Source organism: Xylophilus sp. GW821-FHT01B05, from assembly GCA_038961845.1.
Classification (GTDB): Bacteria; Pseudomonadota; Gammaproteobacteria; order Burkholderiales; family Burkholderiaceae_C; genus Xylophilus.
Genome location: CP152408.1, coordinates 1,009,535 through 1,032,228, shown reverse-complemented (window position 1 = coordinate 1,032,228; position 22,694 = coordinate 1,009,535). Strand labels below are relative to the sequence as shown.

Annotated in this window: 22 protein-coding genes; 16 read left to right on the top strand and 6 right to left on the bottom strand. The window is 67.4% G+C overall.

Annotation, left to right across the window (positions count from 1 at the left end):
* Nucleotides 1–26: 26 nt before the first annotated feature.
* Nucleotides 27–563, bottom strand: coding sequence for a peptidoglycan-associated lipoprotein Pal (pal, locus tag AAFF27_04920; GenBank protein ID XAH24537.1), 537 nt, complete (start codon nucleotides 561–563; stop codon nucleotides 27–29).
* A gap of 58 nt (nucleotides 564–621) precedes the next feature.
* Nucleotides 622–3,552, bottom strand: coding sequence for a hypothetical protein (locus tag AAFF27_04915; GenBank protein ID XAH24536.1), 2,931 nt, complete (start codon nucleotides 3,550–3,552; stop codon nucleotides 622–624).
* A gap of 550 nt (nucleotides 3,553–4,102) precedes the next feature.
* Between AAFF27_04915 and AAFF27_04910 the strand changes: the two genes are divergently transcribed.
* The 15 genes from AAFF27_04910 (at nucleotide 4,103) to ruvC (ending at nucleotide 18,755) form a co-directional block, all read left to right on the top strand.
* Entirely contained in the window at nucleotides 4,103–5,425 is a 1,323-nt protein-coding gene (locus AAFF27_04910) for a sulfatase-like hydrolase/transferase (GenBank protein XAH24535.1), read from the top strand.
* Between the two features lie 321 nt (nucleotides 5,426–5,746).
* Entirely contained in the window at nucleotides 5,747–6,523 is a 777-nt protein-coding gene (locus tag AAFF27_04905) for a FadR/GntR family transcriptional regulator (GenBank protein XAH24534.1), read from the top strand.
* A 306-nt stretch (nucleotides 6,524–6,829) separates the two neighbouring features.
* Nucleotides 6,830–8,143 (top strand): MFS transporter, encoded by a 1,314-nt coding sequence (locus AAFF27_04900; protein ID XAH24533.1) that lies wholly within the window; start codon nucleotides 6,830–6,832, stop codon nucleotides 8,141–8,143.
* A gap of 48 nt (nucleotides 8,144–8,191) precedes the next feature.
* The gene (gene ltnD / locus AAFF27_04895; protein XAH24532.1) at nucleotides 8,192–9,091 is read left to right on the top strand and encodes an L-threonate dehydrogenase; all 900 of its coding nucleotides are present in this window, start codon (nucleotides 8,192–8,194) and stop codon (nucleotides 9,089–9,091) included.
* A 10-nt stretch (nucleotides 9,092–9,101) separates the two neighbouring features.
* A complete protein-coding gene (gene denD, locus AAFF27_04890) occupies nucleotides 9,102–10,115 on the top strand; it encodes a D-erythronate dehydrogenase (protein XAH24531.1) in 1,014 nt (337 codons plus the stop codon).
* Nucleotides 10,116–10,118: 3 nt separating this feature from the next.
* Nucleotides 10,119–11,390, top strand: coding sequence for a 3-oxo-tetronate kinase (otnK, locus tag AAFF27_04885; GenBank protein ID XAH24530.1), 1,272 nt, complete (start codon nucleotides 10,119–10,121; stop codon nucleotides 11,388–11,390).
* A 161-nt stretch (nucleotides 11,391–11,551) separates the two neighbouring features.
* Entirely contained in the window at nucleotides 11,552–12,214 is a 663-nt protein-coding gene (locus AAFF27_04880; GenBank protein ID XAH24529.1) for an aldolase, read from the top strand.
* An 18-nt stretch (nucleotides 12,215–12,232) separates the two neighbouring features.
* Nucleotides 12,233–13,063: a 2-oxo-tetronate isomerase gene (gene otnI, locus AAFF27_04875; GenBank protein XAH24528.1), complete on the top strand. Its 831-nt coding sequence runs from the start codon at nucleotides 12,233–12,235 to the stop codon at nucleotides 13,061–13,063.
* Nucleotides 13,064–13,311: 248 nt separating this feature from the next.
* Nucleotides 13,312–14,010 (top strand): GntR family transcriptional regulator, encoded by a 699-nt coding sequence (locus AAFF27_04870; GenBank protein ID XAH24527.1) that lies wholly within the window; start codon nucleotides 13,312–13,314, stop codon nucleotides 14,008–14,010.
* A 37-nt stretch (nucleotides 14,011–14,047) separates the two neighbouring features.
* Nucleotides 14,048–15,139, top strand: coding sequence for an isocitrate/isopropylmalate dehydrogenase family protein (locus AAFF27_04865; GenBank protein ID XAH24526.1), 1,092 nt, complete (start codon nucleotides 14,048–14,050; stop codon nucleotides 15,137–15,139).
* Nucleotides 15,140–15,176: 37 nt separating this feature from the next.
* Nucleotides 15,177–16,154 (top strand): tripartite tricarboxylate transporter substrate binding protein, encoded by a 978-nt coding sequence (locus tag AAFF27_04860; protein XAH24525.1) that lies wholly within the window; start codon nucleotides 15,177–15,179, stop codon nucleotides 16,152–16,154.
* 26 nt (nucleotides 16,155–16,180) lie between these two features.
* The gene (locus AAFF27_04855) at nucleotides 16,181–16,471 is read left to right on the top strand and encodes a putative quinol monooxygenase (GenBank protein XAH24524.1); all 291 of its coding nucleotides are present in this window, start codon (nucleotides 16,181–16,183) and stop codon (nucleotides 16,469–16,471) included.
* 30 nt (nucleotides 16,472–16,501) lie between these two features.
* Nucleotides 16,502–17,143 carry a lysophospholipid acyltransferase family protein gene (locus tag AAFF27_04850; GenBank protein ID XAH24523.1) on the top strand — a complete coding sequence of 214 codons (642 nt, stop codon included), beginning with the start codon at nucleotides 16,502–16,504 and terminating at the stop codon, nucleotides 17,141–17,143.
* Between the two features lie 7 nt (nucleotides 17,144–17,150).
* Entirely contained in the window at nucleotides 17,151–18,149 is a 999-nt protein-coding gene (locus tag AAFF27_04845) for a phosphatidate cytidylyltransferase (protein ID XAH24522.1), read from the top strand.
* A 57-nt stretch (nucleotides 18,150–18,206) separates the two neighbouring features.
* Complete coding sequence (gene ruvC, locus AAFF27_04840) at nucleotides 18,207–18,755, top strand: crossover junction endodeoxyribonuclease RuvC (GenBank protein XAH24521.1); 549 nt, start codon at nucleotides 18,207–18,209, stop codon at nucleotides 18,753–18,755.
* 7 nt (nucleotides 18,756–18,762) lie between these two features.
* On the opposite strand, the gene AAFF27_04835 is transcribed toward ruvC, so the two are convergent.
* Entirely contained in the window at nucleotides 18,763–18,894 is a 132-nt protein-coding gene (locus AAFF27_04835; protein ID XAH24520.1) for a hypothetical protein, read from the bottom strand.
* A gap of 136 nt (nucleotides 18,895–19,030) precedes the next feature.
* Here AAFF27_04835 and AAFF27_04830 point away from each other — a divergent pair, with 136 nt between their 5' ends.
* The gene (locus AAFF27_04830; protein ID XAH24519.1) at nucleotides 19,031–20,137 is read left to right on the top strand and encodes a porin; all 1,107 of its coding nucleotides are present in this window, start codon (nucleotides 19,031–19,033) and stop codon (nucleotides 20,135–20,137) included.
* A gap of 62 nt (nucleotides 20,138–20,199) precedes the next feature.
* Here AAFF27_04830 and AAFF27_04825 read toward each other — a convergent pair whose 3' ends face one another.
* The 3 genes from AAFF27_04825 to ftsZ all read right to left on the bottom strand — a co-directional run bounded on the left by AAFF27_04825 (nucleotide 20,200) and on the right by ftsZ (nucleotide 22,688).
* Nucleotides 20,200–20,376, bottom strand: a complete 177-nt coding sequence (locus AAFF27_04825; protein XAH24518.1) for a hypothetical protein — start codon at nucleotides 20,374–20,376, stop codon at nucleotides 20,200–20,202.
* Between the two features lie 6 nt (nucleotides 20,377–20,382).
* The gene (lpxC, locus tag AAFF27_04820; protein ID XAH24517.1) at nucleotides 20,383–21,306 is read right to left on the bottom strand and encodes a UDP-3-O-acyl-N-acetylglucosamine deacetylase; all 924 of its coding nucleotides are present in this window, start codon (nucleotides 21,304–21,306) and stop codon (nucleotides 20,383–20,385) included.
* A gap of 158 nt (nucleotides 21,307–21,464) precedes the next feature.
* Entirely contained in the window at nucleotides 21,465–22,688 is a 1,224-nt protein-coding gene (ftsZ, locus tag AAFF27_04815) for a cell division protein FtsZ (protein ID XAH24516.1), read from the bottom strand.
* Nucleotides 22,689–22,694: the final 6 nt, after the last annotated feature.

Sequence of the window (22,694 nt, the reverse complement as noted above, 5' to 3'; positions counted from 1 at the left end):
AGGAGAGGGATTGGGAATCGGAGCGTTCAGGGGTAGCGGAACTCCACACGTCGGTTCAGCCCATAGCCCTCTTCCGTTCGCAGGGTGGATGCGGGTTTTTCCATGCCGAAGCTCACGGCCTCGATCTGCCGGTCAGACACCCCCAGCAGCACCAGGGACTGGCGCACCGCATCCGCCCGGCGCTGGCCCAGCGCAAGGTTGTATTCGCGGCCACCGCGGTCATCGGTGTTGCCTTCCAGCACGACGCTGCTCTGTGGCGCGGCGCGCAGATAGTCGGCGTGCGCACGCACGACATCGCGGTACTCGGGCTTGACCACGGACTTGTCGAAATCGAAGTAGACGATCCGGGAGACGCCGGCCGGACCGTTCTGCGCTGCCGGTGCCGACGCGCTGCGCGTCACGACCGCGGGCGCGGTCGATGAACCGGCCGCAGCGCGTTGGTTGGAGTAGTAGTACTCGGTACTGCGCTCGCCCCCACGGCTGACGACACCGCAGGCCGCCAGCGTCAGGGAGGCCAGCACCAAGCTGCCCCGGCAGGTGAGTGAAAACAGAGTGCTTGTCATGGTGTTCTCCTTGCGGGACGGGTGCCGGCGCCAGGGCCGGCAGCACCGCCCCAGTCAGTCAGTGATGCAGGCCGCCCAGCAGGTTGCCCACGGCGCCCAGCAACGAACTGCCCGATGTCCCCTGCCCGGCGCCAAGCAGGCTCGATACCGGGGCCAGCGTGTCACTCACCGAACTCAGCAGATCGCCCACTGGAGCCAGCACACTGCCCACGCCGGCGGCGACGCTGCCGGCGGTGGAGGTGACGCCGCCCAGCAGCCCGGTCACTGGAGCAAGCGAGCCACCGGGTTCGATCGAACTGCTGATGAGTTCTGGCACCGGCGTGAGCACGTTCCCCAGCAACCCGGTGACCGGAGCCACTACGCCGCCGACTGTGCCAGCGGTCCCGTTCAGCAGATCCGTCACAGACCCCAGCAGGCCGCCCAGGCCCTCGCCGCTCAACACGCCGGTCACTGGTGCCAGCAGGCCGCTAGTGCCTTCGCCGCCGAGCAGACCCGTGACCGGGGCCAGCAAGCCACCCGTGCCTTCGCCACCCAGCAGACCCGAGACAGGTGCCAGCAGGCCACCAGTGTCTCCACCCAGCAGACCCGTCACCGGGGCCAGCAAACCACCCGTGCCTTCGCCACCCAGCAGACCCGTAATAGGTGCCAGCAGGCCACCCAGGCCCTCGCCGCTCAGCAAGCCCGTCACTGGCGCCAGCAGACCGCCCGTGCCTTCGCCACCCAGCAGGCCCGTGACTGGCGCCAGCAAGCCACCCGCGCCTTCACCGCCCAGCAAGCCGGTGATGGGCGCCAACAGACCGCCTGTGTCGCCGCCCAGCAGGCCCGTGACTGGCGCCAGTAGGCCATCCAGGCCGTCGCCGCCCAGCAGACCGGTTACGGGTGCCAGCAGGCCACCCGTGCCTTCGCCACCCAGCAGGCCGGTGATGGGCGCCAACAGGCCACCGGTGTCCCCGCCGAGCAAACCCGTGACCGGTGCCAGCAACCCGTCCAGGCCATCACCACCCAACAGGCCGGTCACAGGCGCCAGCAAGCCATCGAGCCCCGTGCCGCCAAGCAGCCCCGTCACGGGCGCCAGCAGACCGTCAAGGCCGTCGCCGCCCAACAATCCAGTCACCGGAGCCAGCAGGCCATCCAGGCCGTCGCCGCCCAGCAAGCCTGTTACGGGGGCCAGCAGCCCGTCGAGGCCATCGCCACCCAACAGACCCGTCACAGGCGCCAGCAAGCCGTCAAGCCCAGTGCCGCCCAAAAGGCCCGTCACCGGCGTAAGCAGCCCACCCAGGCCATCGCCCGTCAACACATGCGCCAGGCCATCGGTCAGGTAATCGACCTGGGTCATGACCGGGGTCAGCAGAGCACCGGTGGCGCCCTGTCCAAGCAGGCCATCGACCACCGGGGCCAGCAGCCCGCTGGCGGTATCGATGACATTGCCGACAAGGCCATCCACAGGGTCAAGTGCATTGGGATGGTCAACCGCGAAGTCGCTGCCCAGCACCGGGCTTAGCAAGCCATTGGCCAGGTCCGTGACCTGCCCGACCAGGCCCGTGACCGGTGCCAGCGCCGTGCCCAGGCCCAGGTCGCCGAGGGGGCCGCTGTTCAGCAGGCCGACCACGCTGTCGACCACGGTGTTCACCGGCGCCAGCACGCTGTCGCCGGTGCCTGGATTGCCGTTCAGCAGGCCGCCGGTCAAGCCGCCAACCAGTCCGCCCACCAGTTCGCTGACCGGGGTGAGCCCGAGCAGGCCAAGCAGGTGGTTCACACCATCGGTCAGGTAATCAACCTGGCCCAGCACCGGCGCCAGCAAGGCATTGGTGGCGCCCTGGCCCAGCAAGCCATCCACCAGGGGGCTGAGCAAGCCGCCCGCCGTATCGGTGACGTGGCCCACCAGGTTGTCCACGGGGTCCAGGGCATTGGGGTTGTCAGGCTTGAAGACGCCGCCCGTCAGCGGCGCGAGCAAGTTGTTGCCCAGGTCTATGACGACCCCGACCGTTGCGGCGACCGGAACCAGCGCGGTACCCAGACCCAGCTCGCTCAGGATCCCGCTCAGCAACGGGGGATTGGCCTCGGCCGCGCTGGCCGTCCTGACGGTGTCTGCGGCAGGGCTGCTGGATGCAGACCCACCGTTCAAAATGTTCACCAGGTTGTTCACCAGCGTGCCGGTGGGGGTTAGCAGGCCGTCGCCATCGGCGTCTGCGTCTGCGTCTGCGTCTGCGTCTGCATCTGCATCGGCGTCTGCGTCGGCATCTGCATCTGCATCTGCATCTGCATCGGCATCGGCGTCGGCATCTGCATCTGCATCTGCATCTGCATCGGCATCGGCGTCGGCATCTGCATCTGCATCGGCATCGGCATCGGCGTCTGCGTCTGCGTCTGCGTCTGCGTCTGCGTCTGCGTCTGCATCTGCATCGGCGTCTGCGTCTGCGTCTGCATCCGCGTCTGCATCCGCATCCGCATCGGCATCGGCATCCGCATCGGCATCGGCATCGGCATCGGCATCGGCATCCGCATCGGCATCGGCATCGGCGTCGGCATCCGCATCCGCATCGGCGTCTGCATCGGCGTCTGCATCCCCTTCGTTCTGGCCTCCCCCTGGCACACCCGAATCGCTACCGCCGCTGTTATTGAGTGCCGCAACCAAGCCTGCCGCGCCAAGAGCGCCAAGGGCGAATTCGCCCAGGCCCAGGCCACCACCAGCGGCGGGTGCCAGCTTCTTGGTCACGGCGAGTGCTGCGGCACCTCCGTCGTCATCAGGTGGGGTGACCTCCAGGTTGCCTGACGCAAGATCCACATTGACCTGCTCAAGGCCGCCAGGCAGTCGGGTCGCACCAATGGTTGCGTCGGTGCCGCCGGTGAACACGCCCGTCAGCGGCGCCTGGTTGGCGGCTGAACCGGGAAACACCACATTGGCCTTGCCGCCGTCAGGCACGATGACACGGTCACCGATCTGCAAGGCCTGGCTGCCCTCGACCGGGATATGGACACCATTGCGCACAATCGCCACCCCGGGCGTTGCATTCGATAGGGTCCCGATAGGCCCGCTGGCAACAGCGGGTGCCGCAACACCCGCCGCTGAAGCCGGTACCGTTTGCGCCACAACCACGGGCGCTACCTGGCTGCTTGAGAGAACTGCGCCGCCGGCAGAGGATGCGTTATCCATGATGCTTTCCTTTGAAAGTGGTGACCCACGCGGGCCCGTCGAAACGACAGGCAGGGGCGTGATACGGATACAAAGGGCAACTTGTGTGCCGGCCCGGACGGCCTCCTGTGCCAAGCCCGGCACAAAGCCGCAAGCACTTGATTCATATGAAGAATCCCGCTATCGATCGCAAATGCGGGCGGCGCAAGCGCCGGTTTTCAGGGGCCGTTGAGGCCTGCCGTTACGTAACGGGGGAACGGCTTTATCGGTAAACGTTTCGGCCCGTAACGGCCACACCGCCGACCATCTGTGTCCGCTGCAGCAAAGGGCGGCAGCAGCGAGCAAGGGGCTCGGTGCAGCATTCAAGCTTGGCTGACCGGCGACCGTCTGCTCTTATCCTTCAGCTATGCAAAGACCCAATCTGATCTTCATCCTGGCCGATGACATCGGCTATGCCGACCTGGGCTGTACTGGCGCACGCGATGCGCTGAGCCAGCCGGTCGATGTGTCCCCCCGGCTGGACCAACTGGCGGCGGACGGGCTGCGCTTTACGCGCGGCTATTCCAATTCGGCGGTGTGCTCGCCCACGCGCTTTGCGCTGATCACCGGCCGCTGGCAGTACCGGCTGCGCGGCGCGGCGGAAGAGCCGCTGGCCAGCGCCCATGGCGACAAGATCCTGGGCCTGCCGCCAGAGCACCCCACGCTCCCCTCCCTGCTGCGCGCAGCCGGCTACGCCACGGCGCTGGTGGGCAAGTGGCACCTGGGTTACCCGCCGCATTTCGGCCCGCGCAAGTCGGGCTACGACGAGTTCTATGGTTTCCATGCAGGCGGTGCCGACTACTTTGCCCATTGCGACCCGCGCGGCCGGCCGGATTTCTGGGAGAACGAGACCGCGATCGAGGAAGACGGCTACCTCACCGACCTGCTGAGCCGCCGCGCGGCCGACTTCGTCGAGCGCCAATCCGCCGACAAGCCCTTTCTGCTGAGCCTGCACTACAGCGCACCGCACTGGCCCTGGCTCACGCGCGACGACCGGGAAGAATCCCTGCGCATTGGCGGCTTTGGCAAGCACACCGACGGCGGCTCGCTCGCTATCTACCAACGCATGATCCACCACATGGACGAGGGCATTGGCTGGGTGCTGGATGCATTGGAGAAGAAAGGCCTGGCCGACAACACGCTGGTGGTATTTACCAGCGACAACGGCGGCGAGCGCTTCTCCAACAACTGGCCCTTCGTCGGCCAGAAGATGGATTTGCTGGAAGGCGGCATACGCGTGCCATTGGTGGCGCGCTGGCCGGCGCGCATCGCCGCTGGCGGCGTCAGCGACACGCCCAACCTGACCATGGACTGGACCGCCACCTTCCTGGAAGCCGCAGGCGCACAGGCCGCCGCCGACTACCCGCTGGACGGCCACAGCCTGCTGCCGCTGCTGGCCGAGCCGCAGTGGATGCCCGAGCGCGACCTGTGCTGGCGCATGAAGCACCGGGCCCAGCGCGCGCTGGTGCGCGGCGACTGGAAGTACCTGCAGGTGGAGGGCGTGGAATATCTCTTCAACGTTGCAGAGGACCCGCGCGAGCGCGCCAACCTGCGCGAGCGCGAGCCCGCGCGCCTGGCCGAGCTGCGTGCCGCCTGGGATGCCTGGGATGCCACCCTGCCACCGATCCCGGACGACTCCAAGGTATCGCTGGTTTTCACCACCAAGGATCTGCCGCAGGCGACGTTTTAGGGCCATCCCTTTCAAGGTCTTTGAGATATCCCTGCGCTCCTTGCCTTGCAGGCGGCGGGTGCCGGGAGTTCGCCCCGGCGGGCGAGTAACTTTCTCTTGTGGTCGCCAAGAGAAAGTCACCAAAGAGAAGGCGACCCCACGTGCTGCGTCCCCTGCGCTTCGCTGCGGGGCAACCACACGGGCCATCGCTGCGCTTGGCCCGGCTCCCGCCGTCAGCAAGACACGAGAACTACTGAGCAGATCACAAGACCTCGAAAGCGATGCGTTTTAGGGCCCGTGACCGGGGTAGAGTCGTACGATGAATTTCGAGCCCCATACCGTATGACCGTTTCCCGCTTTCAGTCTCTTGTACCCGGCGCGCGCCTGTCCGACCGGGTGGCCGACGCGCTGGCGGCCGAGGTGCAGGCGGGCCGCATCGCCGCTGGCGAGCGCCTGCCGACCGAGGTGGCGCTGGCCGAGCAGTTCGGCGTGAGCCGCACGGTGGTGCGCGAGGCTGTGTCGCGGCTGAAGTCGCTGGGCCTGGTGGAGTCGCGCCAGGGCAGCGGCGTCTATGTACAGGCAGCGGGCTTCCAGCCGCTGAACTTCGATGCCCGCCATGCCAGCTCGCGCGAAGCCGTGGTGCAGATGGTGGAGGTGCGCCGCGCGCTCGAATCCGAGGTGGCGGCCCTGGCGGCAGAACGCCGCAGCGCGGCCGACCTGCAGGAGATCCGGCGCTGCATCGCCGCGCTGAACAAGGCCGTGGCCGCCGGCAAGGACGGCGTGGACGAGGACGTGCGCTTTCACCGCGCCATTGCCGAGGCGGCGCGCAACCCCTTCCTGATGGGCACGCTGGACTACCTGGGCCAGTTCCTGCACGGCGCCACCCGGGTCACGCGCGCCAACGAGGCGCGGCGCGTGGACTTTGCCCGCGCGGTAAGCGAAGAGCACGCGCAGATCGTGCAGGCCATCGCCGACCGCGAGCCCGAGCTGGCGCGCGAGGCCGCCGCCCAGCACATGCGCAACGCCATACAGCGCATAGAGCAGGCCGACCCGGCGTTTTGGTCACAAGAGGGTGAAGCCCTGGCCCGCGCCTTGACCACCCGCCCACCCGGCGGCTGATTTCTCCCTTTGGGGCGGCGGCGCCCAGGCCTGACTGCATCCGGGCGGCCAGGGGCAGTGCCACGGCCGGCGCCACGCCGTCAGCCCCGCCAACACCACCACTACCGGGAAAACCCGCAGGTCATTTTTACGCCTAAATTTGTATGATGACCACATCACTATAGGAATTTATAGAGATTGCGTCGACGGCGCGGGCCATAGGCAATGCCGGCGCAAACGCCATGGGCGGGTGTCCACGTTCAGCGCCACATGGCCTGGCACCGCGCGGCAAATGCATCACCCCAAAACCACCTAAAGAGACAACGCATGACCTCCTCCATCCTGGCCGGCATCCCCGCTGGCGACCACGATCTGGCACGGCGTGCCTACGGCAAGGTGTTCTGGCGCATCGTGCCCTTCCTGATGCTGTGCTACGTGATCGCCTACCTGGACCGGGTGAACGTGGGCTTCGCCAAGCTGCAGATGGCGCAGGACCTGGCCTTCAGCGAGACGGTGTTCGGGCTTGGCGCCGGTATCTTCTTCCTGGGCTACTTTTTGTTCGAGGTGCCCAGCAACCTGCTGATGACCAAGGTCGGCGCGCGCATCTGGATCGCGCGGATCATGATCACCTGGGGCCTGCTGTCGGCCTGCTTCATGTTCGTGAAGACGCCCACCAGCTTCTATATCCTGCGCTTCCTGCTGGGCGCGGCCGAGGCCGGCTTCTACCCTGGCGTGATCCTCTACCTGACCTACTGGTACCCGGCCCACCGGCGCGCCCGGATCATCGCGGTGTTCATGTCGGCCATACCGGTGGCGGGCATCTTCGGCAACCCCTTGTCGGGCTGGATCATGGATGCCTTCCACGGCACCGGTGCGCTCAGCGGCTGGCAGTGGATGTTCCTGATCGAGGCCGCCCCGGCGCTGCTGATCGGCGTGGTGGTGCTGTTCTACCTGGACAACAGCATCCAGCAGGCCAAATGGCTGGACGCCGACGAAAAGCGCCTGCTGGCCCGCGAGATCGAGCTCGACCAGCAGCACGGCAAGAAGGGCCCGCACTCGGTCATGGGCGTGTTCCGCGACAGCCGCATCTGGTGGATGGCGGCCATCTACTTCGCCTTTGTCATGGGCCAGTACGCGTTGACCTTCTGGCTGCCCACGCTGGTGAAGGCCACCGGTGTGACCGGCAACCTGCAGATCGGCCTGCTGAGCGCGATTCCGTTCATTTGCGCCATCGTGGCCATGAACCTGTTCGGCCGCAGCGCCGACCAGCGGCGCGAGCGCCGCTGGCACCTGATCATCCCTGCGCTGATGGGCGCGGTGGGTTTCACCGCAGCGGCTTCGTTCTCGCACAACACCGCCATTTCGCTGCTGTTCCTGTCGCTGGCCGCGGCCGGCGTGCTGACCTGCGCGCCGCTCTTCTGGTCGCTGCCTACCGCCTTCCTGTCGGGCACCGCAGCGGCAGCCGGCATCGCGGCGATCAATTCGGTCGGCAACCTGGCCGGCTTTGTGAGCCCCTACCTGATTGGCTACCTCAAGGACGCCACCGGCAGCACGCAGATCGGCATGTATGTGCTGGCAGCCTCGCTGCTGGTCGGCGCCCTGCTGGTGTGGCTGACGCCCCGGCAACTGGTCAATCGCTAAGCTGCGGCGCCCGCTTCTCTTTCTGTATCGTTTCCAAGGATTTCCTGCATGACTGCCCCTCTTCCCACCATTGGACTGATAGGCCTGGGCGCCATGGGCGCGGGCATGGCGCGGTCGCTGCGGCGCGCCGGCCATGCCGTGCGCGTGTTCGACGTGCGCACCGAAGCCGCCGAGGCCTTTGCGCGTGACGGCGGCACGGCCTGCGCGTCGCCCGCGGAACTGGCCGCGGGCTGCGCGGTGGTGGTGTCGGTGGTGGTGAACGCGGCGCAGACCGAGGCCGTGCTGTTTGGCGAGCAGGGCTGCGCGGCGGCCATGCAACCGGGCAGCGTGTTCGTGATGTGCTCCACGGTTGATCCGGCCTGGTCGGTGGCGCTGGAGGCCCGGCTCGCCGCGCTGGGCATTTTGTACCTCGACGCGCCCATCTCTGGCGGCGCCGCCAAGGCCGCCAGCGGCGAGATGACGATGATGACTTCGGGCACGCCCGCCGCCTACGCGCAGGCCGGCGCGGTGCTCGACGCCATGGCCGCCAAGGTCTACCGCCTGGGCGACCAGGCTGGCGCGGGCAGCAAGGTCAAGGTCATCAACCAGTTGCTGGCCGGCGTGCACATTGCCGCCGCAGCCGAGGCCATGGCGCTGGGCCTGCGCGAAGGCGTGGAGCCCGCTGCGCTGTACGAGGTCATCACCCACAGCGCGGGCAACAGCTGGATGTTCGAGAACCGCATGGCCCACGTGCTGGCTGGCGACTACACGCCGCTGTCGGCGGTGGATATCTTCGTGAAGGACCTGGGCCTGGTGCTGGACATGGCACGCTCCAGCAAGTTCCCGCTGCCGCTGTCGTCGACCGCGCACCAGATGTTCATGCAGGCGTCCACCGCCGGTTTTGCGCGCGAGGACGACAGCGCCGTGATCAAGATCTTCCCGGGCATCGAGCTGCCACAGAAGGCCTGAAGGAGCACCCATGGACATCCTCATCACCGGAGGCTGCGGCTTCCTCGGCGTGCGCCTGGCGCGCAGCCTGCTGGCACAGGGCACGCTGTCGCTGTGCGGCGCGCCGGCGCTGCCGATCACGCGCATCACGCTGGCCGACCGCGCCCCGCCGCCCGATGACCTGGCGGCAGACCCGCGCATCGCCTTCGTGGCCGGCGACCTCAACGCGCTGATCGATGCTGGCCAGCTTCCAGCGGCCGGCACCGCGCTGGTGTTCCACCTTGCGGCCGCCGTCAGCGGCGAGTGCGAGGCCGACTTCGACCTTGGCATGCGCAGCAACCTCGACGCCACGCGCGGCCTGCTCGAAGCCGCGCGGCGCGCGGGCCAGGCGCCGGTGTTCGTGTTCTCCAGCTCGGTCGCGGTGTTTGGCGATTCGCCCGAGCAGCGCCTGCCCGCCGTGATCGAAGACACCACGCTGCCGACACCGCAGAACAGCTACGGCATCCAGAAATTCATCGGCGAACAACTGGTGGCCGATTTCACGCGCAAGGGTTTTGTGCAGGGCCGCAACGTGCGGCTCATGACGGTGTCGGTGCGCCCGGGCCGGCCCAATGGCGCGGCCTCCAGCTTTCTGAGCGGCATGCTGCGCGAGCCGCTGGCGGGCGTACGCACGCGCTGCCCGGTGCCGCCCGACACGCCGGTAGCGCTGGCCTCGCCCGGCAACACGGTCGCAGGCCTGATCCGTGCAGCCACCGCCAGCGCCACCGAATGGGGTGCACGCACCGCCATCAACCTGCCCGCGCTGACGACCACGGTGCGCGAGATGGCGCAGGCACTTGAGCGCATCGCGGGCCAAGAGGCCGCCAGCCTGATCGACTGGGAACCCGACGCCGCCATTGCGAAGATCATCACCAGTTGGCCCAGCCGCATCCACGCGGCGCGCGCCGAGGCCCTGGGCCTGAGGGCCGACGCGAGCTTTGACGCCATCCTGCGCGACTACGTGCGCGAGAACGCGCCGGCCGTGAAGCTGCCGGTGAAGGGCTGAGCCATGACAAAACTCCTGCTCGGCTGCATCGCCGACGATTTCACCGGGGCCACTGACCTGGCCAACAACCTGGTGCGCGCGGGCATGCGCGTGGTGCAGACCATAGGCGTGCCCGAGAGGCCGCTGGATGCGGATGTGGATGCCGTCGTCGTCGCCCTCAAGTCACGCACCATCGCGCCCGCTGAGGCCATCGCCCAATCACTCGAAGCCCTGCGCTGGCTGCAGGCCCAGGGCGCACAACAGATCTACTTCAAGTACTGCTCCACCTTCGACAGCACGCCGCAGGGCAACATCGGCCCCGTGACCGAGGCGCTGATGGACGCACTGAACTGCGACTTCACCATCGCCACGCCCGCCTTCCCCGACAACAAGCGCACCGTGTTCAAGGGCTACCTGTTCGCGGGCGATGTGCTGCTGAACGAAAGCGGCATGCAGCACCACCCGCTCACGCCCATGACCGACGCCAACCTGGTGCGCGTGCTGCAGGCGCAGTGCAAGCGCAAGGTGGGGCTGATCGATCACACGGTAGTGGCGCGCGGCGCGGCAGCCATCGATGAGCGCATTGCACAGTTGAAGAGCGAGGGCGTCTCCATCGCTATCGTCGATGCAGTGTCGAACGACGACCTGCTGCGCATGGGCCCGGCGCTCGCGAAGATGCCCTTGCTCACGGCAGGCTCCGGAGTGGCCATCGGCCTGCCGGCCAACTTCGGCCTCGCGCCTTCGTCGCAGGCCAGCGCATTGCCTGCGGCCGGTGGCCACAAGGCGGTGGTGTCTGGCAGTTGTTCGCTCGCAACCAACCGCCAGGTGCTCGACTTCATCCAGCGCGGCGGTGCGGCGCTGGCCATCGATCCGCTGCGCATCGCGGCGGGCGTGGACGTCGCCGCCGAAGCGCTGGCCTGGGCCGCGCCCTTGCTCGACAAGGGGCCGGTACTCGTCTATTCCACCGCCGAAGCGGGCGCCGTGAAATCGGTGCAGGGCCGCCTCGGCGTGGACGAGGCCGGCGCGATGGTCGAACGCAGCATCGCCGCCATCGCGCGTGGCCTGGTCGAACGCGGTGCGCATCAACTGGTGGTGGCCGGCGGCGAAACCTCGGGCGCATGCGTGCAGGCGCTGGGTATCGCACAGATGCAGATCGGCCCGCAGATCGACCCCGGCGTGCCGTGGTGCCATGCGCGCGCCGAAGCCGCGCAGGGCGCAGGTGTGCACATCGCGCTGAAGTCCGGAAACTTCGGCAGTGACGACTTCTTTACCAAGGCATTTACAGTGCTTGGATGAAATCCGCAGCCGTTGAGTTCGGCGCGCGCTCACGCCGACGGCGTGCTCGATGGACGCAGCGGTTGATCGGCCGGCACGATGACGGCGCTTACTGTGCACAGAGTACCCGGTGCTCTGTGCACACGCCCCGAACACAACACAACGCACAACAAGAAATCGACATGAACGAAACCCAAGCCCGAGAAGAAATCTGCCGCATCGGCCGCAGCCTGTTCGAGCGCGGCTACGTGCACGCCACCGCCGGCAACATCAGCGTGCGGCTGGACGACGGCTTCCTCATCACGCCGACCGATGCGTGCCTCGGCTTCCTCGACCCGGCGCGCCTGGCAAGGCTCGATGCGCAAGGCCAGCAGACCGGCGGCGACCGCGCCAGCAAGACCATCGCGCTGCACACGCGCATCTACGCGGCCGCGCGCAAGTTCGACGCGCACACGGCCTGCGTGATCCACACCCACAGCACGCACTGCGTGGCACTGACCTTGCACGGCAGCGATGCAGAGCTGCTGCCCGCGCTCACACCCTACTTCGTGATGAAGGTCGGCCATGTGCCGCTCATTCCCTACCACCGCCCCGGTGCACCTGAAGCGGCCCAGCGCGTGGCCGAGGCCATTACCCGCTACGGCGAGCGCGGCACGCCGATCCGCGCGGCCATGCTGGCGCGGCTGGGCCCGAACGTCTGGCACGACACGCCCGCCGCCGCCATGGCCGTGCTGGAAGAGCTGGAAGAAACCGCCCGGCTCTGGCAGTTGAACGGCCAACGCGCCGCGCCGCTGGACGACGCCCAACTGGCCGAGTTGCGCAGCAGCTTCGGCGCCCGCTGGTAAACCCCTCACGAGAACCCCATGCCCCGCTTTGCCGCCAACCTGTCCTTCCTGTACCAGGAACTCGATTTTCTCGACCGCTTCGAGGCCGCCGCGCGCGACGGTTTCCGCGCCGTGGAATACCTGGCCCCCTACCCCTTCGCCGCCAGCGAGATTTCCGCGCGCCTGCAGGCCCACGGCTTGCAGCAAGTGCTGTTCAACGCACCGCCCAGCGGGGCGGATGCCGATGACGTGGCCAGCGCATGGAGCCGCGCCGAGCGCGGCATCGCCTGCCTGCCCGGCCACGAAGCGGAATTTCGCGCCGGCTTCGCCCATGCGCTGGCCTATGCCGACGCACTGGACTGCCCACGCATCCACGTGATGGCTGGCCTGGTACCCGCCGACACCGACCGCGCGGCGCTGCACACCACCTATGTCGCCAACCTGCGCTGGGCCGCAGCCGGCGCCGCAGCCGCGGGGCGCGAGGTGCTGATAGAGCCCATCAACACCCGCGACATGCCCGGCTACTTTCTCAACCGGCAGGACGAGGCCCATGCCGTGCTGGCCGAGGTCGGTGCACCCAACCTCAAGGTGCAGATGGACCTGTACCACTGCCAGATCGTCGAAGGCGACCTGGCCAGCAAGCTGCGCCAGTACCTGCCCACCGGCCGCGTCAGCCACCTGCAGATCGCCAGCGTGCCCGAGCGCCATGAGCCCGACCTGGGCGAACTGAACTACCCCTACCTGTTCGCGCTGATCGACAGCCTGGGCTTCGACGGCTGGATCGGCTGCGAATACAAGCCCGCGCGCGGCGCGGTGCCGGGCGGCACCAGCGATGGCCTGGGCTGGATGCGCGCGGTGGCCGGGCGCTGATCGCTCACCAAGGATCACTCTTCAGGGGTCCTTGAAACACCGGTTGCCTGCATGCCTTGCTGGCGGCGAAGCCTGGCCGCTGCCCAAACCGGCAGAACGGCATAACTATCAAATAGATAGCTATTAGCCCAGATGCAGCCTGGGCTAGAGGCACTTTTCCTTCAAAAATTAATCCGCCACGGGTTTCCACCAGCGCTGTCGCCGGCATCAACGTATACATTAAAAAATACGCTACTGATTGCCGCACCATGCTCCCTCTTCCCCACGCCAGCACAGCAAAAGAAAACACTGCTCCTTCCCGCAAGGACGTTGCCTACGACGCGCTGCGCCGGCGCATCCTCGACAACGTCTGGCCGCCCGGCCACCAGGCGCTGGAGCAAGAGATCGCGCTGGAGCTGGGTATCAGCCGCACGCCGGTGCGCGAGGCGCTGATCCGGCTGGAGCGCGAGGGTCTGGTGCAGGTCATTCCGCGCCACGGCATGCGGGTGCTGCCGATGTCGGCCACCGACATGCGGGAGATCTACGAGATCCTGACCGCGCTTGAAAGCCTGGCGGTAGAGACGCTGGCCACCCGCCGCCCCTCGGATGCCGAGCTGGCGCCGCTGGTGCAGGCCACGCAGGCGATGGAGCAGGCACTGGCCCGTGACGACCTCGACGCCTGGGCGCAGGCCGACGAGCGCTTTCATGCCCAACTCATCACCATGGCCGGCAACCGGCTGCTGACCGAAGCCGTCTTCAGCCACTGGGACCGCGCCCACCGCGCCCGCATGTTCACGCTGCGGCTGCGGCCCAAGCCGGTGAACTCGACGCAGGAACACATGGCGCTGGTGGAGTGCCTGCGCGCCGGCGACTCCGCCGGGGCCTCTGCCGTGAACCGTGCCCACCGCCAGCGCGCCAGCCGCGAACTGCTGGGCCTGTTCGAGCGCTACCGCCTGCAGCAGATGTAGCCATCCCTCGTCCCCCGTCACAGAAGAAGCCATCTCCATGGAAAAAAACTACCGCATCGCCGTGCTGCCCGGCGACGGCATAGGCCCCGAAGTCATGCACGCCGCCGAAGCCGTGCTGCAGGCCGTGCAAGCCCGCATCGGCCGCGCCCTGGCGCTGCAATGGCTGCCCGCCGGCGCCCAGCACTACCTGGACAGCGGCGTTGCCCTGCCCGAAGCCACGCTGCGCAGCTGCGAGGCCGCCGACGCGATCCTGTTCGGCGCCATGGGCCTGCCCCATGTGCGCGGCGCCGACGGCACCGAGATCATTCCGCAGCTCGACCTGCGCATGCACTTTGATCTGTATGCCGGCGTGCGCCCGATCCGCACCTTTCGCGGCCTGCCCACGCCGCTGTCCGACCCACGGGCCGCCAGCATCGACCTGGTGCTGGTGCGCGAAAGCACCGAAGGCCTGTTCTACGCGCGTGGCCGGGGCGATGTGCGCGGCGACGAAGAGGTGTTCGACACCATGCGCATCACCCGCCACGGCACTACCCGCATCTGCGAGTTCGCATTCAAGCTGGCTGCGCGCCGGGCCGAGCGCCTGGGCCGCGCGGGCCGCGTCACCAATGTCGACAAGGCCAATGTCTTTGCCTCCATGGCCTTCTTTCGCAAGGTGTTCGATGAGGTCGCCGGCCGGCACCAGGCGGTGGCGGCCGACAGCGGCTATGTCGACGCCATGGCTCTCAACCTGGTGATGAAGCCCTGGACTTACGACGTGCTGGTGACCGAGAACATGTTCGGCGACATCCTGTCGGACCTGATCGCCGCACTGGTCGGCGGCATGGGCATGGCGCCCTCGGGCGACATCGGCGACAAGCATGCGCTGTTCCAGCCGGCCCATGGCACCGCCCCCGACATCACCGGCCAGGGCAAGGCCAACCCTACCGCCATGTTGCTGTCGGCAGCCATGCTGCTCGAGTGGCTGGCCGACCGCAGCGGCGATGCGGCGCTAGCCGACGGCGCCGCGCTGATCGAGCGCGCGGTAGAGCAGGTCTTCTCCAGCGGCGGCGTGCGGCCGATGGAGTTCGGTGGCACGCACGGCACGGCCGACATCACACGCGCCGTGGCCGACGCGGTGCGCACCGGCTAGCCGCCCCGCTTTCCCCATAACCATGACGGAGACAAAAATGAAAAAAATCCTGAAAACCGCCCTCACCGCCACCCTGGCACTGGCAGCCGCGCTGGCGCAGTTGCCGGCCCAGGCCCAGGCCTATCCATCCAAGCCAGTGAAGATCGTCGTACCCTCGCCGCCCGGCGGCAGCACCGACCAGATCGCGCGCGCCATCGGCCAGAAGCTGTCGGAAGCCTGGGGCCAGCCAGTGCTGATAGAGAACCGCCCCGGCGCCGGCCTGACGCTGGGCGCCGACTACGTGGCCAAGTCACCCGCCGACGGCTACACCGTGCTGATGGGCGCGGTGCACCACTCGATCGCCCAGTCGGTCTACAAGAAGCTGCCCTACGACTTTGCCAAGGACCTGGCGCCGATCACCGTGCTGGCCATCGTGCCCAATGTGCTGATCGTGTCGGCCGCCAACCCGGCCAGGAATGTGGCCGAGCTGATCGCGCAGGCCAAGGCCAACCCGGGCAAGCTGAGCTACGGCAGCACCGGCGCCGGCACCGCGCACCACCTGATCGGCGAGCAGTTCAACGACATGGCGGGCACCGACATCCTGCATGTCGCCTACAAGGGCAGCAGCCCGGCACTGGTCGACCTGATGGGCGGCCAGACCACCATGATGTTCGACACCGTCGCCTCCTGCCTGCCGCTGATCAAGGCCGGCAAGCTGCGGCCGCTGGCCGTTGCCACGGCCAAGCGCTCGTCCGCGCTGCCCGACGTGCCCACGCTGTCGGAGGCCGGCCTGAGCGGCTTCGACATCGCGACCTGGTTCGGCCTGATGGCACCGGCTGGCACGCCCAAGGCGGTGATCGACAAGATCTACGCCGACTCGGCCCGCATCCTGGCCGCGCCCGAAATGCAGAAGCAGTGGCTGGACATGGGCGCCGAGCTGGTCGGCAACACGCCCCAGCAGATGGCCGCGCAGATCAAGGCCGAAATAGCAAAATTCTCCGTGCTCGCGGCCAAGGCCAAGCTGAGCCTCGACTGATTCCACGCAACTAAACGCACACGCCCATGACCCTCGCTGTCCTCGTCGATTTCCAGATCCAGCCGGCACACGCCGAGGCCTTCGCAGAGGCGATTGCCCACAACGCCCGAGAATCCGTTGCGCAAGAACCGGGCTGCCACCGCTTCGACGTGTGCCGCGACCCGGCCGACCCAGGCACCTTCTTCTTGTATGAGCTGTACGACGACCAGGCCGCCTTCGCCGCCCACCTGGCGGCGCCGCACTTCCAAGCGTTCGATGCTCTGACAAAAGGCTGGGTCGCCGGCAAGACGATTCGCCGCTACCAACTCACCACCTAGGCCTGCGGGGGCGGCCCGTATCATCGCCCGATGCTTGCCAAGCTCATCGCTTTCTTTCTGCTCGGCCTGGTGCGCCTGCTCACCGGCGCCCAGGCGCGCTGGTACGGCTGCCCACCCAAGGCCGAGCAGCGCATCTACTTCGCCAACCACCAGAGCCATGCCGACCTGGTGATGATCTGGGCCGCGCTGCCGCAAGAGCTGCGCAGCATCACCCGCCCGGTCGCCGCCAAGGATTACTGGACCAAGACGCGCTTTCGCCACTGGATCACCACGGCCGTGTTCAACGCGGTCTATGTGGATCGCAGCGGCGGCAAGCCCGCCGCTGGCGAGGCGCCGCCAGCAGAAGCGGTCGACCCGCTGCAACCGCTGGAGGAAGCGCTGGAGCGCGGCGACTCGATCATCATCTTCCCCGAGGGCACACGCGGAGCAGGCGACGATCCGCAGGCCTTCAAGTCAGGCCTGTACACGCTGGCGCAGCGCTTTCCGCATGTGGTGCTGGTGCCGACCTGGATCCAGAACATCCAGCGCGTCATGCCCAAGGGCGAAGTGGTGCCGGTGCCCATCCTGTGCTCGGTGACCTTTGGCGCGCCAGTGCAGGTCGAGGCCGGCGAAGAGCGACGCCCGTTCCTGGACCGCGCCCGCCTGGCCGTCATGGCGCTGCGCGATATCTGAGGCCGCCATGAACAGCTTCCTGCGACAACTCAGCGCCACGCAACAAGTCGGCGCGCTCTTCATCGTGATGTTCGGCCTGCTGGCGGGCGTGAGCATCTGGACCTTCTTGCGCTCGCTGCGGCAGCCGGTGAACCAGGCGTTGGACGACGCGCAGGCGCTGGAAGAACGCCGCTTCCACAGCCTGCTCAAGGCATCGTGGGTGATGGCCGTGGTGTTCTGGATCGGCTGGGCGCTGGGCAGCGGCGTGTCGACCACGCTGTTCGGGCTGCTGGCCTTCTTTGCGCTGCGCGAATTCATCACGCTCTCGCCCACGCGGCGCGGCGACCACCGCAGCCTGGTGCTGGTGTTCTTCATCGTGCTGCCGGTGCAGTTCTGGCTGGTGGCGAGCCGGCACTTCGACCTGTTCACGGTGTTCATACCGGTCTATGTGTTTTTGGCGCTGCCGGTGGTGAGCGCGCTGGCCGACGACCCGCAGCGCTTTCTGGAGCGCAACGCCAAGCTGCAGTGGGGCATCATGGTCTGCGTCTATGGCCTGTCGCATGTGCCGGCGCTGATGCTGCTGGACTTCCCGCAGTCGCCGGGCTACCGCGACAAGGGCGCCTTTTTGGTGTTCTTCCTGGTGTTCGTGGTGCAGACCAGCGTGATGGTGCAGCACCTGGCCGGCTGGCGCTTCCCGCGCCGGCCGTTTGCGCCGCACGTGAGCCAGAGCTTCCACTGGACGGCCTGGGGCATAGGCATTGCCACCGCTGGGCTGGCCGGCGCGCTGCTGTCCTTCATCACGCCCTTCAAGCCCGGCCAGGCGCTGGCCCTGGCCTTGATCGCCTGCATTGCGGGCAGCATGGGCCACCTGGTGATGAAGGCCTTGAAGCGCGACCGCGGCGTGACCAGCTGGGGCCTGCACGGCATGTCCTCCACCGGCGCCGGCGGCCTGCTGGACCGCATCGACTCGCTGTGCTTTGCCGCGCCCATCTTCTTCCACGCCGTGCGCTGGTATTTTGATCTTTAAGCAAAAAGTGGCTCAAGCCCATACCCTGCCTGGGCTATAAGCTACAAAATAAATAGCATGCGCATTCTTGGTATCGACCCCGGCCTGCAGACCACCGGCTTTGGCGTGGTGGACGCGGACGGCCATGCGCTCAGCTACGTGGCCAGCGGCACCATACGCACCACGCACCTGCCGCTGGGCGACCTGCCCGGGCGCATCAAGGTGCTGCTGGACGGCGTGCGCGAAGTGGCCGAGCGCTACGCGCCCGACGTGGCCACGGTCGAGATCGTCTTCGTCAACGTCAACCCGCAGTCCACGCTGCTGCTGGGCCAGGCGCGTGGCGCCTGCATTGCGGCGCTGGTGTCGCGCGATCTGCCGGTGTCCGAATACACGGCCCTGCAAATGAAAAAAGCCGTGGTCGGCCACGGCCGCGCCGCCAAGAGCCAGGTGCAAGAGATGGTGCGCCGCCTGCTGCGCCTGCCCGGCCTGCCCGGCACCGACGCGGCCGACGCGCTGGGCATGGCCATCACCCATGCCCACGCCGGCCAGGCCATGGCGCGCCTGGAGGCCGCAAGCCCGCTGCAGCGGCGCCAGCACGCGATGTACAAGGGCGGCCGCAGCTACTAGTGTCGCGTCAAGCATGATCTGCCGGTGTGCGCTTGCCCTCGCCGCGCATCGCTGCGTTGCAGCCCTTGCCCAGGCGTAAAGCCTGGGCTGCGGCCTGCGCCTTGCGCTGCACGTCGATGCCTTCGCACCCATCCGTCACCTCACGCTTGACGCGACACTAGCCGCTCGTCGCCTGGGCGAGACATACTCGGGAAATCGAGCATGTGCAGCCATATGACGAAATGTCCCTCTGTTCTACATTGGCTTTTCCAATAACGAGATGGAGAAGACAAGCCATGCAGCGCAAATCCGCCCTTGCCCTCGGAGTGTTCACAGCCGTCCTGGCCGCCAACGCCAACGCCCAATCCAGCGTGCAGCTATACGGCATCGTCGATGCCGCCATACGCCATACCAACAATGAAGGCACCGCCGCCTCGCCCGGCGGCAGCCTGACCCAGATGGTGGGCGGCGGCATGTCGCAGAGCCGCTGGGGCATCAACGTGACAGAGGACATGGGCGGCGGCCTGAGGGCCATCGCCAACATGGAAAACCGCTTTGGCGCCGACACCGGCGTGCCCACCACGCCCTACTTCCAGCAATCCTGGGTCGGGCTGCAGAGCAGCACCTACGGCCGCATCACGCTGGGCCGGCAATACAACGTGCTGTTCGACCTGGTCACCAGCACCTACGCGTCCTACCCCTACTCGCCCTACTTCGACGCCTACAAGCCCGAGATCGGCTTTGCCCTGGGCGCACGCGCCGACAACATGGTGAAGTACATGGCCGAGTACGGCGCCTTCCGCGGCGCGGTGCAGATATCCGCCGGCGAAAAAAACCCCCTCGGCGGCAAGACCGCAGGCGGCTACCTGCGCTGGGCCAGCGGCGGCTTTGCAGCCGGCGCCGGCTACCAGAACTATGAGTTCGGTTCCGGCAAGAAGATCGATGCCGTCACCATCGGCGGCTCTTACCGCACCGGCCCCTGGTACTTCAACACCGGCTACGGCCGCAACAAGGTCGACGACGGGCTGACGCCCACCGACATGGCCGTGCTGTCGGCCTTCTGGGGCGGCGGCGCCAACGGCGGCTTTGGCGGGCCGGCCTTCCTGGTGGCCAACAAGCGCGATCTGGTCACGCTCGGCGTGGGCTACCAGGTCACGACGCAGCTGAACCTGGGCGCGCACTACTTCCATGCCAAGCAATCGGGCAAAACCGCCGCCGCCGACGCCAAGGTCAACTTCCTCACCATGGCCGCCGACTACGCCTTCTCCAAGCGTACCGACGCCTACGTGGAAATGGACATGACACGCCTCAGCAGCAACATCAGCCTGAGCGGCACCGGCGGCACCGCCAACGGCACACGCAGCCGCAACGGCTACACCATTGGCTTGCGGCACCGGTTCTGATCCACGGCCAGCTCCATGAAAAAAGCCGCGTCACCGCGGCTTTTTCTATTCAGCGAGCAGGCTCAGAACAAACGCTGAAACGCCAGCACCGCGAAGAAGGCCAGCCCCGCCGCAATGGTCCACTTCAGGATCACCAGCCCCAGGCGCTTGTAGCGCTGCTGGCCGGTGGCGGCGAAGAGGGCAAAGCACACGGCCGAAGCCGCCAGCAGCAGAAAAACGATGGAGCGAACCAGCAGCATCGCGGGCTACCAGGCCCGGGCGATCTGCGCGAAGCCGCGCGGCGCCTGGCGCTCGTCCTCGAAGGTCACGATCTCGTAGTTGGCCTCGTCGGCCAGCAGCGCACGCAGCAGCTGGTTGTTCATGGCGTGGCCCGAGCGAAAGGCGCTATAGGCCGCCAGCAGCGGCCGGCCCACGCAGTACAGGTCGCCGATGGCGTCGAGGATCTTGTGCTTCACGAACTCGTCGTCGTAGCGCAGGCCGTCGCTGTTGAGCACCTTGTAGTCGTCCATGACGATGGCGTTGTCCAGCCCGCCGCCCAGCGCCAGGCCCTTGGAGCGCATCATCTCCACGTCCTTGGTGAAACCGAAGGTGCGCGCACGCGCGATGTCGCGGCTGTAGTTGCCCGCACCCATGTCGAACTCCACGCGCTGGCCGGTGGAGTCGACTGCGGGGTGATCAAAGTCGATCTCGAAGCTGAGCTTGTAGCCGTGATAGGGCTCCAGCCGCGCCCACTTGGTGGCCGCGCCCTGGCCTTCGCGCACCTCTACCGGCTGCTTGACGCGGATGAAGCGCCGGGGCGCGCGCTGGGTCTCTATGCCCGCGCTCTGCAGCAAAAACACGAAGGACGACGAAGAGCCGTCAAGGATGGGCACCTCTTCGGCCGTGATGTCCACATAGAGGTTGTCTATGCCCAGGCCGGCGCAGGCCGACATCAGGTGCTCCACCGTGTGCACCTTGGCGCTGCCGGTGGAAATGGTCGAGGCCAGCCGCGTATCGGTGACGGCGGTGGCGGCAATCGGGATGTCCACCGGCTCGGGCAGATCAATGCGGCGGAACACGATGCCGGTATCCGGTTGCGCCGGCCGCAGGGTCAGTTCGACGCGCTGGCCGCTGTGCAAGCCCACCCCCACCGCACGGGTAAGCGTCTTGAGAGTGCGTTGCTGAAGCATGCCGGGATTTTAGGTGCGCAGGCGCCCGCCTACGCACCGTAAGGAATAGCAATCTCTATCCCCGCGATGAAAAAAGAAAACCCCTGGCACTCCCCGGCCATGCGCAAAGCGCGGGCCGAAAAATGCCAGGGGCCGCCGCGCCCAGCCGGGCGCGAGCCTCAGTCGGCTTGCTTGCGCAAGAAAGCCGGGATCTCCAGATCGTCCATGCCGCCAGACGCCAGCGCATCGACGCGCGCCGCGGCTTGCGTGCGGTTGGTGCGCCAGACGCTGGGCACGGCCATGTTGCCGTAGTCGGTATTGCCAACGCTGGTCTGGCCGCCGGTGAGGGCGCCGCCGGCGGTGCCCACGGGCATGCCGAAGGGCACGTCGTGCGTACCGGTGCGCAGCACTTGCAGCGGCGGTGCGGTGCGGCGCTGCTGGCCTTGGCGCGACAGGCCGGTGGCCACCACGGTGACGCGGATCTGGTCACCCAGGCTGTCGTCGTAGGCGGTGCCGTAGATCACGTGCGCATCGGGCGATGCATAGGCGCGGATGGTGTTCATCGCCAGCTTGGACTCCGACAGCTTCAGGCTGCCCTTGGCTGCGGTGATCAGCACCAGCACGCCCTTGGCGCCCGACAGGTCTATGCCTTCCAGCAGCGGGCAGGCCACGGCCTGCTCGGCGGCGATGCGGGCGCGGTCCGGGCCGTCGGCCACGGCCGTGCCCATCATGGCCTTGCCTGGTTCGCCCATCACGGTGCGCACGTCTTCGAAGTCGACGTTGACATGGCCCGGCACGTTGATGATTTCGGCAATGCCGCCCACCGCGTTCTTCAGCACGTCGTTGGCATGCGCGAAGGCTTCGTCCTGCGTGACTTCGTCGCCCAGCACTTCGAGCAGCTTTTCGTTCAGCACCACGATCAGCGAGTCGACGTTGGCTTCGAGCTCCAGCAAGCCCTGGTCGGCATTGGTCATGCGGCGGCCGCCTTCGAACTCGAACGGCTTGGTGACCACGCCGACGGTGAGGATGCCCATCTCCTTGGCTACACGCGCGATCACCGGCGCCGCGCCGGTGCCCGTGCCGCCGCCCATGCCGGCGGTGATGAACAGCATGTGCGCGCCGTCGATGGCAGCGCGGATGTCGTCTATCGCCGCTTCGGCCGCTTCCTTGCCCTTGTCGGGCTTGCTGCCGGCGCCCAGGCCGCTTTGGCCGAGCTGGATGGTGCGGTGCGCCGCGCTGCGCGACAGTGCCTGCGCATCGGTGTTGGCGCAGACGAACTCCACGCCCTGCACGGAGCGCTCGATCATGTGCTCGACGGCATTGCCGCCGCCGCCGCCAACGCCGATCACCTTGATCTGCGTGCCTTGGTTGAATTCTTCGACTTCGATCATTTCGATGCTCATGGGAAT

Coding starts and splice junctions, on each gene's coding strand:
- otnI (XAH24528.1), top strand. CDS start 12,233: ATGCCCCGCTTTGCCGCCAACCTGTCCTTCCTGTACCAGGAACTCGAT.
- otnK (XAH24530.1), top strand. CDS start 10,119: ATGACAAAACTCCTGCTCGGCTGCATCGCCGACGATTTCACCGGGGCC.
- AAFF27_04900 (XAH24533.1), top strand. CDS start 6,830: ATGACCTCCTCCATCCTGGCCGGCATCCCCGCTGGCGACCACGATCTG.
- lpxC (XAH24517.1), bottom strand. CDS start 21,306: ATGCTTCAGCAACGCACTCTCAAGACGCTTACCCGTGCGGTGGGGGTG.
- ruvC (XAH24521.1), top strand. CDS start 18,207: ATGCGCATTCTTGGTATCGACCCCGGCCTGCAGACCACCGGCTTTGGC.
- AAFF27_04845 (XAH24522.1), top strand. CDS start 17,151: ATGAACAGCTTCCTGCGACAACTCAGCGCCACGCAACAAGTCGGCGCG.
- AAFF27_04870 (XAH24527.1), top strand. CDS start 13,312: ATGCTCCCTCTTCCCCACGCCAGCACAGCAAAAGAAAACACTGCTCCT.
- AAFF27_04855 (XAH24524.1), top strand. CDS start 16,181: ATGACCCTCGCTGTCCTCGTCGATTTCCAGATCCAGCCGGCACACGCC.
- AAFF27_04830 (XAH24519.1), top strand. CDS start 19,031: ATGCAGCGCAAATCCGCCCTTGCCCTCGGAGTGTTCACAGCCGTCCTG.
- AAFF27_04825 (XAH24518.1), bottom strand. CDS start 20,376: ATGCTGCTGGTTCGCTCCATCGTTTTTCTGCTGCTGGCGGCTTCGGCC.
- AAFF27_04860 (XAH24525.1), top strand. CDS start 15,177: ATGAAAAAAATCCTGAAAACCGCCCTCACCGCCACCCTGGCACTGGCA.
- pal (XAH24537.1), bottom strand. CDS start 563: ATGACAAGCACTCTGTTTTCACTCACCTGCCGGGGCAGCTTGGTGCTG.
- AAFF27_04865 (XAH24526.1), top strand. CDS start 14,048: ATGGAAAAAAACTACCGCATCGCCGTGCTGCCCGGCGACGGCATAGGC.
- AAFF27_04880 (XAH24529.1), top strand. CDS start 11,552: ATGAACGAAACCCAAGCCCGAGAAGAAATCTGCCGCATCGGCCGCAGC.
- AAFF27_04850 (XAH24523.1), top strand. CDS start 16,502: ATGCTTGCCAAGCTCATCGCTTTCTTTCTGCTCGGCCTGGTGCGCCTG.
- denD (XAH24531.1), top strand. CDS start 9,102: ATGGACATCCTCATCACCGGAGGCTGCGGCTTCCTCGGCGTGCGCCTG.
- AAFF27_04905 (XAH24534.1), top strand. CDS start 5,747: ATGACCGTTTCCCGCTTTCAGTCTCTTGTACCCGGCGCGCGCCTGTCC.
- AAFF27_04910 (XAH24535.1), top strand. CDS start 4,103: ATGCAAAGACCCAATCTGATCTTCATCCTGGCCGATGACATCGGCTAT.
- ltnD (XAH24532.1), top strand. CDS start 8,192: ATGACTGCCCCTCTTCCCACCATTGGACTGATAGGCCTGGGCGCCATG.
- ftsZ (XAH24516.1), bottom strand. CDS start 22,688: ATGAGCATCGAAATGATCGAAGTCGAAGAATTCAACCAAGGCACGCAG.